This is a genomic window from Castellaniella ginsengisoli (assembly GCF_040955415.1).
GTDB classification, from domain to species: Bacteria; Pseudomonadota; Gammaproteobacteria; order Burkholderiales; family Burkholderiaceae_B; genus Castellaniella; species Castellaniella ginsengisoli.
The window spans coordinates 1-12,111 of record NZ_CP158257.1; the positions used below are offsets into that span (position 1 = coordinate 1).

Genomic DNA, 12,111 nt, shown 5'->3' on the forward strand with positions numbered 1-12,111 from the left:
GTTTCGCGAACCGATGAATGGCTCATCGGGTCCGGCCATACCGGGGGCCTATTGGCAGGATACTGACCGGCGTAAATCCCATGGGAAAACTCTCCACCCATGTCCTGGACACCGTGCACGGTGTGCCAGCCCAGGGCGTCGCCCTTGAACTCTACCGCCTCGACGGCGATTCCCGCACCCTGCTCACGCAAACAGCCACCAACCAGGATGGCCGCTGTGACGCGCCCCTGCTCAGCGGCCCTTCGCTGACCCGGGGCGTTTACGAACTGGTCTTCCATGCCGGCGATTATTTCGCCCGCAAGGGGGTGCCGCTGCCCGAACCCCGGTTCGTCGATCAGGTGGTGCTGCGCTTCGGCGTGGCCAATCCGGACGAGAACTATCACGTCCCCCTGGTCGTGACGCCGTGGACCTGGTCCACCTATCGCGGCAGTTGAGCGCCACGCTCACTTCGGCACCCCCTACGATCTGAGAACCCAAGAGGAGACTCTCATGGAAGGCTTTTTCCTTGAGTACGGCAACCTGCTGCTGCGCTGGCTGCACGTCATCGCCGCCATCGCCTGGATCGGCGAATCCATCTATTTCGTCATGCTCGACCTGAGCCTGCACGCCCCCAAGAGCGAACACAGCAAGAAGCTGGGCGTCTACGGTGAAATGTGGGCCGTCCATGGCGGCGGCTTCTACCACAACCAAAAATACCTGACCAACCCGGCCGAACTGCCCGACGACCTGCACTGGTCGTTCTGGAAATCCTATACCACCTGGCTGTCGGGCTTCGGCCTGTTCATGCTGCTGTACCTGCTGCGCGCCGACATCTACCTGGTCAATCCGGCCAGCCCCTGGGAATGGGCGCGCAACATGAATGGCACCGAAGCCGGCATCCTGGCCGTGGCCTTCCTGGTAATCGGCTACAACGTCTATTCGCGCCTGTGCCGCATCATCAGTCCCACCGTCGAGCGCGACGGCCTGCTGAGCGTGGCCGTGGGCGTGATGATGGTGGCCGTCGCCTGGCTGACCACGCAGATTTTCCCGGGCCGCGCCGCGTTCCTGATCACCGGCGCATTGATGGCAACCTGCATGTCGGCCAGCGTGCTCTTCTGGATCATTCCCGGCCAGCGCCGCATGGTCAAGGCCCTGAAGGCCGGTGAAAAGCCGAATCCGCTGGATGGCGCCCTGGGCAAGCAGCGCTCGGTGCACAACACCTACTTCACCCTGCCGGTGATCTTCCTGATGCTCAGCAACCACTACTCGTTCACCTACACGAACGAGTATGCCTGGGTCATCATGAGCCTGTTCATCTTCGCCGGCGCGGTGATCCGCCAGTATTTCGTGCTGCGCCACACCGGCAAGAACGACCTGCGCTACCCGCTGGCCGGCATCGCGATGCTGGCGCTCATCGGCTGGATTGCGGCACCGGCGCCCGCGCCGGCGGCAGCGCCCGCCGCCCAGAGCAGCCAGGCCGGCGGCGCGGCCGCCCCGGCGCAAGCCGCCGTCACCCTGGACCAGGTCCATGGCATCATGGTCGCCCGCTGCACGGAGTGCCATTCGGCCAAGCCCACGCAGGCGGGTTTCGCGGCCGCCCCGGCCGGGATCATGCTGGACACCGATGCGCAGACTTTGCAGCACGCCGACCAGATCAAGCAGGTCGTCGCCAGCAAGTACATGCCGCTGGCCAACCTCACGCAGATGACGGACGAGGAACGCGCCGTGATCGCCGCCTGGAACGGCAAGTAAGCCCGACGCGGGGCGGCCCGCCTGCCGCCCCGCGCCCGGCGGACGCCCTGCGCCGGGCCGCTCAATCCTGCGGCAGGCATAGATACCCTATGGTCAGCCCCTCCGGCCCCGTCACCGAGCCGCTTTCAGCCACCGTCGCCCTGACGTAGCCCGTCGGGCACGCGCACATCCCTGTGACCGGATTCACGGTGGAGCCACCCAGGGAATCCTGGCACCCCCGCCGGCTGTTCAGCAGATAGCCGCCGCCGGCAGGCCGCGCCAGCGGAACCCACGCGCCCTGCCGGCAGGCCAGCAGGCCCGGACCTTTCCCGAGCCGGCCCAGCGCGCCTTCCGGTGCGCAGGCATCCCCGACGCCCCAACCCTGCTCCAGATGCAGGCTGTCGCTTGCGGCCAGCCTCGTCCCGCTGCGCACCACGCCCTGGACCGTGGCGTCCCCCTGGAAGTCCGGATCGCGCGCGTCCCGTATCCGAAGATACGCGGTATCGTCCGTTCCGGCGCCAGGGCCGCCCTCATGAGCCAGGGCCATGCGTGCGGCCAACGCCACGGTGCCGGGCGCCCAATCGGCCACGTCCGCCTCGGGGACCGGGATCCGCAGCCCGGCGCCGCTGATGAAACCGGGCCGATGCGGCCAGACCACCATCCCGCGCCCGCCGGCGGCCTGCAGCCATTCCGCCACCAATGCTTCGTCCACGCCGCCGCGTGCGGTCTGAAAGGCTGGCCGGGCATGCACCAGCGCCTGAACGCGGCAATCCGGGATAGGCCCCGGGCATGCGCCCTCGCGCACCACCCGCAACCCCAGAGTCCGGCGCAAGGGGCCTGCGGCCTGCCAGCCGCCCGCCAGCAGGCCCGCGGCGCGCAGCTCGTCCCAGCGCGGCGCCGTCCAGTCGGCAAAACCCCGCTCGGCCAAGACATCGTCAGCCGGAGCAACCGCCAGTTCATGCGCGTGGCGCGCCAGGAATGCATCGGCCGCGTCGCGGGCGATTTCCATCCAGGCGGCCAGAGACCGGGCCTGCAACGCCCGGGCGCGCTGCGCCCATTCGCCGCCGGCCCAGACCGCCAGAACCAGGCTCAATATCGCAACGACCATGAATTCCAGCAGCAAGGCGCCTCGCTGGGCATGCCAACCGCCGCACACGCCGCCTCTGGCCATGCGCTCAACTGACATGAAAGACAAACTGATTGATATCCCCCTTGTCGCAGGCCGATTCCGCCGACAAGGCGTTGTAGGTCGTGGAGGCATCCTTGACCGTGCGGACGGCGCCGCCGGCCTCGATCGTGATGCGCCCGGCCACGCGCTGCAGCACCGAGGCGATCGAAGGGCACGCCACGTGGTTCACCTGTTTGAGACGGAGCAGAAAGGCCGCGCCGGCATCCGCCGGCTCGATCTCGACCGTACCGCCGCCTCCGAGGCCATGCAGCACCGAACCGTCCGCCGCCAGGGTCAGGACGGTGGAATCGGCCACCATGGCCGCCAGGTTCGCGGTGCCGATCTGCTCATAAGGCGCATCGCCGGAAGTACCGGCATTGACGCGCGCGTGCATGACGAAGCGGGCCAATTCCTGGCCGACCTTGGGCACTTTATTTTCCATCACATAACCGCCGATCGCCGGAATGCCGATGACCGCGATCAGCAGCACGATGGCGGTGACGATCGAAACCTCGACCAGAGAAAACCCCGCTTGCCCCGCGCGGCGGCGCGCGATGCGCGAACGCCCGAATGCGGATAGGGATGTGTGCATGAAGCCTCCTTTGCCGGATGACCGGCGCGTGAATGGACCGGCTCTCAAGAGCCGGCATGGAACATCATCCAGCCGCGCCGCAACTCGTCGAGCGCGGCGTAATGCCACAAACCGATGCCCAGCACGACCGCCACGCCCAGCAGCAGCGCCGTCCAGCGCAACGCCATGGCCTGAAGACGGACACGATCCAGCCAGCGGCCGGCCATCCGCCGGTGAGCGGCCTGCAATGCGGCCTGCAGGCCGCGAGCGGCGGTCATGTCTTCCAGGTACCAGTACAGATCGCGATCCAGCAGCCCCGTATCGAAGGCCGCCGCGCCGGCCAACCCCTGATCGATGCGATCCGCGATGTGCTCCAGATGCCCGCCCAGCCAGGGGCTGGCATCCTCCAGAAGCAGCAGGATCACCGGCCGCAACTGGGTGGAGACGCCAGCCCCCGGCAGCAGCAGGATGGAGACCAGGGCCAGCAGCCGCAAAGCCTGGACTTGGCGGTACAGGCGCCAGGGCCCATAGCGGTCCAGGAAGCGGCGCAGCGAACCGCGCCCATGCGGCAGGGAGTACAAACCGGCCGCCAATGCGGCTGCGATTCCCACCGGCAGCCAGACGCCCCAGACGCGCAGCCATTCCGCCCCTGCGAACAAGGCGCCCGACCAGCCTCCCAGATAGGCGGCCGGCAAACCCTGGAAGGCCTGTTGCAAAGCCGGCACCGTCCAGTGCGGCAAGGCCAGCAACAACAGGCTGGCCACCAGCAGGGCGACGGCCGCCGAACCCAGCGTGGCCCAGAGCATGCGCCGGGCTCCGATCAGCAGTGTCAGATGGTCGGACAGGGCCTGGAAACACGCCAGCAGCCGGGCATTGCCGTAGGCCTGCGCCGCCCGCACCAGAGCCAGTTCATCGGCGGGAAAACAGCCCAGCCAGGTGGCGTGCAGGTCGCCACCGCTGGCCTCGCAGGCCCGGGCCCAGTCCCGCGAAAGCCGGCCGCGTACCGTGCGCGGCCCATGGCGGGCGGCATCGCGGTCGAACAGTTCGCGCACCGTCAAGCGCCCCTGCGCCCCCAGCAGCACCGCATGAAGGTAATCGAAGTAATCCGAGCGCCCGGAGGCAAAGCGCCAAGCGTCCAGACGCTGGCGCCACCGCGCCCTCACGATTCGCCTCCACATCATCGTCCGGCTCCCGACCGGCACGGCGCAGCTTCGCCCGCCGGCAACCGGCCCTGGCGCAGCAGCAGCGTCTCGAAGGCCATGAAGCGGACTTCGATGTCGCGCGGATCCACCTGGCCAGCAACGGCCTTTTCCATGGCATGCGCCATGGCGCTGGATCTTGGGTCCGGCACGTAGCCATCGTCTTTCCCGGCGCCCGGCAATCCGGGCTCCAGGCATTCGGCAGCGACGGTCCGCCCGTCGTAGCCGTGAAGTTCGGGCAGCGCGGCACGGCGGCACCGCACGCAGCCATCCGGATTGCGCAACCGCAGCATGGCCGGATCGACCGCCCAGGCCTGGCCGGCCCAATCCAGCCACTGCCGCCAGTAGCCGACCCCGCCGCGCGGCCGCTGGCGCACGAGTTCGGCGACATGGGCCGGCACGGCGCAGACAGGACACAACCGCGGCAACAGCACCTGGTAGACGAGCAGTTTCAGAATGCCCGGGGTGGCCAGGAAATCGCGCGGCACGGCAATGAAATCGGAAGCCAGCCGATCAACGATGGCGCGCGCCGAAGGCGCATGCACGGTGGTATAGACATTCACGCCTGAACCCGTCAGATCCATGAAGGCCAGCCCGCTTTCGGCATCGCGGATTTCTCCCAGCAGCACATCGGTCATGGCCGAGCGCTTCAGAGTGCGCAGCTTGGCGGCATAACGGCCATGCGCCTGCTGATCCAAATCGCGGCCAATGGTATTTTGAACGGCCCGGTCAATCCGGTATTCCACCGGCTCTTCGAGTGTGATGATCTTGCGGTGCGCCGGCAAGCCGCGGATCAAGGTCGCCAGCGACGTCGACTTGCCCGAGCCCACGGTACCCGCGAAAACCAGGGCGCCTCCTTCGGATTGCAGCACCCGCTCGAAACAAGCGATCTGGTCCGACCGATAACCCAGCCCTTCCAGCGAGGCGGGCCTGGACTGCGCATCGCGCGGCAGAAACCGCAGGCAGACGCTGGGGCCGCGGTCCGCGGCCAGTGAAGCCCAGCGCAAGGTGTAGGCCTGGCCGTCGACGCGGCGCAGCAGGCTGCCCTGCTGCTCCTGGAGGGGATCGAAGACCGCTCCGTTGCCGCCCTGGATGTCCATCCAGGCCACCGCCAGCACATCCCGCAGCAGACCGGTAGGCATGTGCCGGAAACGCTCCGGGGCGACATAGCGGCCGGCCACGGTATAGCGGACTTCGGATTCCGCCGCATCGCTCAAGACATTCAGGTGCAAATCCGTGGCCCCCTGGCGCACGCCCCATTCGACCAGGTCCTGGAAGACTCCGGCCAACGCGGTCGGAGTCCGATTGCCTGCCTGCGCCAGCACGGCGACGCCACTCTCTCGCGACAAATCGAGCAGCAGCGCGGCCGGCAGAATGTAGCGGGCCGGTTCGGACAAGGCGCGCCCAGAGGCCCGCAGACGCCGCTCCAGCGCGTCGGCCTGGTCGCTGCCGACGTATTCAACCCGCGCGAGCAGTGTGACGCTGCCATCGGCGCGCTCCACCGGGCAAATCCGATCCGCCAGAGACTGGATGCCCAGATCCCGCGCCAGCACGCGCCGGACTTCCGGCCGCAGCGCCGACAACTGGCCGGGATGATCGATCACGCCGGCCCGCGCAGGATCGAAAGGCGGCGCAGGCTCGGCCAGCGACAAGGGCGCGGACCAGGTCTTCATGGCCGCGCCTCGCCCAGCAGCATGCGCAAGCACAGGGAATGACGGTCCTGCCCGCGCTCAAGCTGAACGCAGGCGCCGTTCATGCCGCGCAACTGATAAACGCCCCGATCCCCCGCGTGCCCGGCAGGCCAAGCCTGGCCGCGCACATAGAGATAGGCGCGCCGTCCCACCTGGACCTCGGCCATCAGCGTCCGGCCGACGCCATACAAGGCCACCAGGCGAGGCTCCAGCACGGGCCGGATGCCCAGAGCCGGCCCCGTCTCCGTCCGGCGGTCCGGCCCGCCCGCCGGGGAGCGCAACGCATCGCGCAGGTCCTGCTGCATCAGTTCGCGCACCGACTGGGTTTCCCAACGGGACTGGGAATCCTCGGACACCGCATCCGCAGGACGCGCGGCGTCCGCCGGTTCGCCGCCCGCCGCACCGTGTGCGAAAACCGGCATCCATGCACCCCAGAGCAGCATCAGGCACAGCCAGCCACCTGCCGGCGGCATGCCCGGACGGCGTGCCCCGCAGTCCCGGTCCCTCGGACCGGCCCGGAAAATACGCCGTCCGCGCGCGTATTCATGATCGTTTTTCATAGACGGTTCCTTCGAGATGCAGGATCAGGCGGCTGGCGCGCACGTCAGGCCGGACGCCCGGCGCCAATGTCAAGGCGGCCTTGCGCCAGGAGACGGCCCCCGCCAGCGGCGCCAGCAGCGCACCCGAACGCAGCGGTCCTTCGACGCGCAAGACACGCACGGACAAGGCGGGGAAGTCTTCCGGAAGCGGCAATTCCAGACCCTGTGCATCGCGTGGCGCGGGCACCGTCAGCGGCTGCGCCGCATCCAGGCGCAACACGGCAAAGGCCGGCAGCACGGCTTGCAGCGCGCTGGCCCAATCGCGGGCCAGCAGCCCGGCCTGCGGCAGAGCATGCGGCTCGGGGCGTTGGCCGGGCAGCGGCAAAGACCACGCCGCACGGGCACTATCCAGGGATGGAAAATCCAGTCGCCAACCGGCGGGTGCGGCCTGCAACAAGGCGCGGTTATCGGCCTGAGGGCCGTAGCGCCGGTACTCGCCCACGCAGCGCCAGGGGCCGCCGTCCGGCTGAGGTTGGCAGCGCACCTCGCGCAAAGACCAGCCTCCGAGCCGCGCCGGCTGACGGTACAAGGCGTCCAGCAGTGCGCGAGTGCCCGCCTCGCCATGCAGCGGACGCTGGTCCAGCACGCGGTCCAGAGCCGAGATCCAACTGGCGCGATCATCCGGCCGAGAGGCGGCAGCCGCATCCGGGCCACTGCTTCCATGCAGCCAACCGACCATGCCCAGCCCCGCCACCAGCACCAGCAACGCCAGCCGCGCCCCGCGCCGCCGGACCGGTTCCAGAGGGCGCTGTCCCGATGCCTGGCGCGCCAGCGCCTGCAACAAGCCCGCCGATCCCGACTCGTCGGTCGCGGCCAGCAGCTCCAGTTTCGGATGCGCCCGCCGCAAAGCCTCTACCGCCTCTCGGGCCAGGTCAGGACCGGGATAACTTCGGTCGGCTCGCGCCAAAGCAACGCCCTCATGCGCAGCCAGCACATGCCAGGTGCCCGCATCCAGCGGCAGCACGCAGGCCACGGTGCCGCGCGGATGGTGGCGCGCCAACAGGTCGGCCGCCGACCAGCAGGCCTGGTCGGCCCGCAGGCCGCCGGCCAGCCCCAACGCGGCGGGAGGATCGCCCGAGACCACCCGATGGGAAACGCCCCGGCGGCGTGTGCGCAGTTGGACCGCTTCGGAAGCGCCCAGTAGCGGCACCCAATCCAGGCCGAAGGCCAGCGGGGTCCGGTCCACCCAGACGATGCGTGCGCTTCGCGCCATGTCAAAGCCCCTCTTCGACCTGGGCGGTAATGATCAGCACCGTGGCCAGCCGCTGCGCATTGAGCTGATTGCCACCGCCGAACAACGCGGGCACGCCCGGGCTCAGGCGGCGCTCGGTAGATTCTGTGGTTTGCCGATCAAATCCCGACACCACCAGCGGCTGCCCCGGCTGCAAAGCGAGCTGCTGGACCGTGCCATTGCCCTCGATGGTCAACTGCTGCAATTGCAAGGGATGATCCTTGCCGCCGAAGGTCACGGTCTTGAGCGGCTGGGCCACCGTATTGTCGTAGGCCAACGACAGCAGGATCTGGCCGTCTTCCTGGGCATCGGGCACCAGTGTCAGCAGCGAGCCGACCGTCTCGGCCTTCTGGTTGACGGACACCGCCGGCACCGCTAGCCCCGTGGCGCCGGAGACCGGCGTGGTTTCTATCCGGTCAATGTAAGAGAACGTCGTGCGGACCGCATGCGATACGGGCCTGCGATTCAGGGACAAGAGAGGAACGCTGCTGCGCCGCACCAGCCGAACGGACTCGCCCAGCGCGTGGATCACGGCCTCGCTGCCGGAAAGAGCCCCCTGCACGACGCCCACTCCCAGTTTCCCGCTCGCGCCGCTGGTGAGGGCCGGGACCGCCAGGCCGGCGGCCAGACTCGCACCCGAGAACACCAGATTCCAGTCGATGCCCGCCTGCGCCTGCTCTCCCAGGGCCACGGTCAGTTCTTCGAACACCAGGCGCACGCGGCGCGTCAATGCCCGGTTTTCCTGATCCAGATACCGGGCGATCCGATCCAGCACGTCGGGTGTATCGGTGACGACGACCGAGGCCCCGGCGCCGGGCTCGGCCGCCAGCACACCGGCCCTGGACAGAAAGGGCTCGATGCGCGCGCGCACGGTTTGCATCACGTTCTGATCGCCGCCGCTCAACCGCGTGCCGGAGGTGCTGACGAAGCCGCCGTCGGCGGCATCGCGCCCTTGCCCCAGCGATGCCTGGACGCGCGCATCCAGCGTCAGCGCCTGGACGTTGAAGACCCGGGTGTCGGTGCGGAAGAATTCGATGCGGTCCTGGTCGTAGCGCCAACGGACGCCCAGATGCGCGCATAAACGGTCGAGTATCTGCGGCAGGGGAGCCGGGCCAACCGCCAGGTCGAAAGGCTCGGGCGGACCGGCGGCCGGCATGCTCTGCCCCGCACCGCCCGCCAGGCGCGGCAGGAACAGCCTGGCCGGCAGCAAGGCATCGGGACGCACGTGAACCGGTATGCCTGTGACGGCGGCAATGCGCCGCCCGATCCGGCGCAAGTCATCGGTGCCGTCTGCAAACAGCAGCGTAGTCCGCACATGGGCGCGCAAGGGCGCAGGCAACGTCAACTCACGGGCAAGCGGCTGAGCGCGCCCGGCCAGCCAAGGCCGATCAATATCCTGAGCGGCGCGACGCGCCTGCGCATCGGCCGTCGCCGGGGAAAACCGGCCATGCGCGCGGGTCACGACCTCGTCCGCATGGCGAAAATTGCCCGCCGCCTGGCGCAGACGCTCTGAAAACGCGCAGCCGGACAGCCCCAGGCAGGCACACAGAAGAACCGGGCCGAGCCGGCGGTACGCAATCATGAACGCCACCGGAACAAGCGCGCGCCCCCGTAGGCCGAGGAAATCCCGGACGGTGCGGTCTCGCCTTGAGCTTCCGTGCCAGGCGCCCGGGTTCGGTCGCAACGCTGTGCCAGCGGCACAACGCGCAAGACCCGATTGGCATAGAAGCAGGGTTGCACCGGCCGGTCTCCCAGCTCCGTCGCCGACAGCAGGCCGCGCACGGCGGCACGGAAAGAGTCGCCGAAGACGGCGGAACCCGCCAGGGGAATGTCGGCATCCACGGCCCAGTGCTCCGGCTCGAAGGTCCAGCCGGCGACGCGCGCCCAACGGGCCAGGGCCCGCCGGACATTGCCGTCGGCCGGCGTCACCTCGAAGGACGCCGCGCGGGCCTGCCCAGCGGAGACGATCGCAGCCGGACCGGGAACCTCATCCGGCATCGGCGCTGGAGGAATCGGATACGGCATCGGTCGTGGTTGCGGCTCTGGCGCAGGCGCAGGCAAATGCGCGGCCGGAATCGGCATGGACGGCGTCGTTGATCGACGGAAATCCAGGCTGACGGCCTGCGGCGCCGCGACGGGCCGCTGCGCATCCGGCGTATTCGGCTCATCCGGCACGGCGCCGGGGACGGAGACGGAGACGGGCAAGGCGGCGGCCGGCGGCAAGGCGGAGCCGGCGCCGGCCGCCGGAGGCACGGCCAGCGGATCACGCCAGGCTTGCGCCTGCGACAGGCCGCCGCGCAGCACAATCCGATCCGGCACCCCCGGCAGGATCAGGTAATCCCGATCGCGCCGGGGCCGCAATAGCCGATCGCCCAGGGCCGTGCGCGCGAACACGGCGGGCGCTGGTTGATCCGCCGGATACTGCAGCCAGGTTTCGCGGCCGTCGTCAAAGACCTGCAGCGGCGCCAACGCTGGATCGCCCGCGATGCGCCAATCAAAACGGTAGGCTCCCGGGACCGACGGCAGCCCCGCCAACGCGCGCCACCAGCCCCCATCCACCGGGGCGGCGCACCCCCCCAAGCCCACCAACAATAATCCGGCCCCCAGCATCCTGATCATGTTTGCCCCCGCGACACCCCGGTCGTGAATCATGGCGTCCATGGTGGCGTGCTTCGAAACAGGCCGCCAGACTGAGATGTACGAACGGATAAAAAGCCCCTGGACGAGGACGAATGGGAACAAAATCCTCGCGCCCTTCACTCACGGTAGAGAGCATGGCTCACCACCACCTTTGGAGAAACACACATGAACACAGAATCGTCCGATACGCTGCGGCAGTGGGGAGAACGCATCGAACAGGCCCTGGGCATTCCGCTCTGCGTCCGCGAGGACGGCGCCTTCGCCCTGCGCAGCAAAGGCGGGGCCCTGGTGGGGGTGGAGCCGATGCCCGGATCACGCGGCGTCGCCTTCAATGGCGAACTGGGCAATACGGCCAGCGAACTCCCGCCCCGCACGCTGCGCGCCCTGCTGGCCATCAACCTGGCCCCGGGGCTGTCGGGCACGGGATTCATCGGCCTGGCGCCGCAAACCGACGCGCTGATCCTGCGCATGTACTGGACGCCGGCGGAATCCGGCTGGACGGAAGACACCTTCATGGGCGTGCTGACGACTTTCGCAGAACACGTCGATGCATTGGCGGCATCCATCGCAAGCCGCGACGTCGAACGCATTCTCGACTCCTCGGCCTCAACCGAGGCGGTAGTCGAGGATTCGCGCCCCGGCGCCTCCGACCTGGTCTAGGCAAGGAACCGACATGAATATCTCGAATATTTCTGGCACGATCACCCAGACAGGCATGTCTTCACCGGACCTTCCAGTCCTGCGCCTCGTCGATGCCTCTGGAAGCGGCGGCTTGCAATCCATGCTGACGGGCGCATTCCAGCAGTGCGGTGTGGACCGAGAAACCCTGGATACCTACTTGGAGTCGGCGGGTGTCCTCAAGGACGCAGGCATGGTCCTGAAGGATGCGGGGATGGGGCTGTGGGGAATCAAGAACGCCGTATCGTCCTTCTCGAGCTGGATGTCCTCGGACAGCTACATCAACAGCAACGCTTTGATGACGCTATCCCATGGCCTCAATGGCGCCGTGCTGCTGGCCAAGGCGGCGGGCGGTCAAGGGTTCGGCGCGCTGGGCGCCTATTCGGGCGCCACCTCGGCCTTTCTGAATGCCACCCAGGTCTACACCAACCTGCAGGAGGGCAACGTATCGCAAGCCCTGTTCTCCGGCGCCAAGCTGTGCACCGCCATGGCCTTGAGCGGTGTCCCCGAGGCAGGGGTTGCGCTGAGCGTGGCGGAATTCGCCTACAACTACTGCAAGTGACCGCGCGCCCGACATCGCGGGGCGCTGCGGCGCGATGTCGGGCTGCCCAGCCCGGCATCGCG

The 12,111-nt window shown here is 68.5% G+C and carries 12 protein-coding genes; 4 read left to right on the forward strand and 8 right to left on the reverse strand.

What is annotated here, in order from left to right; all coding sequences use genetic code 11:
* Window positions 1–80: 80 nt before the first annotated feature.
* On the forward strand, window positions 81–434 hold the full coding sequence (gene uraH, locus ABRZ00_RS00005) for a hydroxyisourate hydrolase (RefSeq protein ID WP_343835494.1): 354 nt from the start codon (window positions 81–83) through the stop codon (window positions 432–434).
* 55 nt (window positions 435–489) lie between these two features.
* Window positions 490–1,731, forward strand: a complete 1,242-nt coding sequence (locus ABRZ00_RS00010) for a urate hydroxylase PuuD (protein WP_368644344.1) — start codon at window positions 490–492, stop codon at window positions 1,729–1,731.
* A gap of 61 nt (window positions 1,732–1,792) precedes the next feature.
* On the opposite strand, the gene ABRZ00_RS00015 is transcribed toward ABRZ00_RS00010, so the two are convergent.
* From ABRZ00_RS00015 to ABRZ00_RS00050, 8 genes are all read right to left on the reverse strand, one after another.
* Complete coding sequence (locus tag ABRZ00_RS00015) at window positions 1,793–2,881, reverse strand: hypothetical protein (protein ID WP_368641547.1); 1,089 nt, start codon at window positions 2,879–2,881, stop codon at window positions 1,793–1,795.
* 4 nt (window positions 2,882–2,885) lie between these two features.
* Window positions 2,886–3,470: a type 4 pilus major pilin gene (locus ABRZ00_RS00020; RefSeq protein WP_368641546.1), complete on the reverse strand. Its 585-nt coding sequence runs from the start codon at window positions 3,468–3,470 to the stop codon at window positions 2,886–2,888.
* A 44-nt stretch (window positions 3,471–3,514) separates the two neighbouring features.
* Window positions 3,515–4,612, reverse strand: coding sequence for a hypothetical protein (locus ABRZ00_RS00025; protein WP_368641545.1), 1,098 nt, complete (start codon window positions 4,610–4,612; stop codon window positions 3,515–3,517).
* A gap of 14 nt (window positions 4,613–4,626) precedes the next feature.
* A complete protein-coding gene (locus tag ABRZ00_RS00030) occupies window positions 4,627–6,321 on the reverse strand; it encodes an ATPase, T2SS/T4P/T4SS family (protein ID WP_368644345.1) in 1,695 nt (564 codons plus the stop codon).
* On the reverse strand, window positions 6,318–6,812 hold the full coding sequence (locus tag ABRZ00_RS00035) for a hypothetical protein (protein ID WP_368644346.1): 495 nt from the start codon (window positions 6,810–6,812) through the stop codon (window positions 6,318–6,320). Before ABRZ00_RS00035 ends, ABRZ00_RS00030 begins: the two co-directional genes overlap by 4 nt.
* A 70-nt stretch (window positions 6,813–6,882) precedes the next feature.
* Window positions 6,883–8,151 carry a hypothetical protein gene (locus tag ABRZ00_RS00040; protein ID WP_368647772.1) on the reverse strand — a complete coding sequence of 423 codons (1,269 nt, stop codon included), beginning with the start codon at window positions 8,149–8,151 and terminating at the stop codon, window positions 6,883–6,885.
* Window position 8,152: 1 nt separating this feature from the next.
* Window positions 8,153–9,751 (reverse strand): hypothetical protein, encoded by a 1,599-nt coding sequence (locus ABRZ00_RS00045; RefSeq protein WP_368641541.1) that lies wholly within the window; start codon window positions 9,749–9,751, stop codon window positions 8,153–8,155.
* Window positions 9,748–10,830 (reverse strand): TcpQ domain-containing protein, encoded by a 1,083-nt coding sequence (locus ABRZ00_RS00050; protein ID WP_368641540.1) that lies wholly within the window; start codon window positions 10,828–10,830, stop codon window positions 9,748–9,750. Before ABRZ00_RS00050 ends, ABRZ00_RS00045 begins: the two co-directional genes overlap by 4 nt.
* 144 nt (window positions 10,831–10,974) lie before the next feature.
* Here ABRZ00_RS00050 and ABRZ00_RS00055 point away from each other — a divergent pair, with 144 nt between their 5' ends.
* Together ABRZ00_RS00055 and ABRZ00_RS00060 are read left to right on the forward strand one after the other, a co-directional pair.
* Window positions 10,975–11,469, forward strand: coding sequence for a type III secretion system chaperone (locus ABRZ00_RS00055; RefSeq protein WP_368641539.1), 495 nt, complete (start codon window positions 10,975–10,977; stop codon window positions 11,467–11,469).
* Between the two features lie 13 nt (window positions 11,470–11,482).
* Window positions 11,483–12,049: a hypothetical protein gene (locus ABRZ00_RS00060; RefSeq protein WP_368647773.1), complete on the forward strand. Its 567-nt coding sequence runs from the start codon at window positions 11,483–11,485 to the stop codon at window positions 12,047–12,049.
* The last annotated feature ends 62 nt before the right edge of the window (window positions 12,050–12,111 follow it).

What these genes read in the sequence shown, in the direction of transcription:
- uraH (WP_343835494.1), top strand. Translation starts at nt 81, where the DNA reads ATGGGAAAACTCTCCACCCATGTCCTGGACACCGTGCACGGTGTGCCA.
- ABRZ00_RS00010 (WP_368644344.1), top strand. Translation starts at nt 490, where the DNA reads ATGGAAGGCTTTTTCCTTGAGTACGGCAACCTGCTGCTGCGCTGGCTG.
- ABRZ00_RS00015 (WP_368641547.1), bottom strand. Translation starts at nt 2,881, where the DNA reads ATGGCCAGAGGCGGCGTGTGCGGCGGTTGGCATGCCCAGCGAGGCGCC.
- ABRZ00_RS00020 (WP_368641546.1), bottom strand. Translation starts at nt 3,470, where the DNA reads ATGCACACATCCCTATCCGCATTCGGGCGTTCGCGCATCGCGCGCCGC.
- ABRZ00_RS00030 (WP_368644345.1), bottom strand. Translation starts at nt 6,321, where the DNA reads ATGAAGACCTGGTCCGCGCCCTTGTCGCTGGCCGAGCCTGCGCCGCCT.
- ABRZ00_RS00035 (WP_368644346.1), bottom strand. Translation starts at nt 6,812, where the DNA reads ATGCCGCCGGCAGGTGGCTGGCTGTGCCTGATGCTGCTCTGGGGTGCA.
- ABRZ00_RS00040 (WP_368647772.1), bottom strand. Translation starts at nt 8,151, where the DNA reads ATGGCGCGAAGCGCACGCATCGTCTGGGTGGACCGGACCCCGCTGGCC.
- ABRZ00_RS00045 (WP_368641541.1), bottom strand. Translation starts at nt 9,751, where the DNA reads ATGATTGCGTACCGCCGGCTCGGCCCGGTTCTTCTGTGTGCCTGCCTG.
- ABRZ00_RS00050 (WP_368641540.1), bottom strand. Translation starts at nt 10,830, where the DNA reads ATGGACGCCATGATTCACGACCGGGGTGTCGCGGGGGCAAACATGATC.
- ABRZ00_RS00055 (WP_368641539.1), top strand. Translation starts at nt 10,975, where the DNA reads ATGAACACAGAATCGTCCGATACGCTGCGGCAGTGGGGAGAACGCATC.
- ABRZ00_RS00060 (WP_368647773.1), top strand. Translation starts at nt 11,483, where the DNA reads ATGAATATCTCGAATATTTCTGGCACGATCACCCAGACAGGCATGTCT.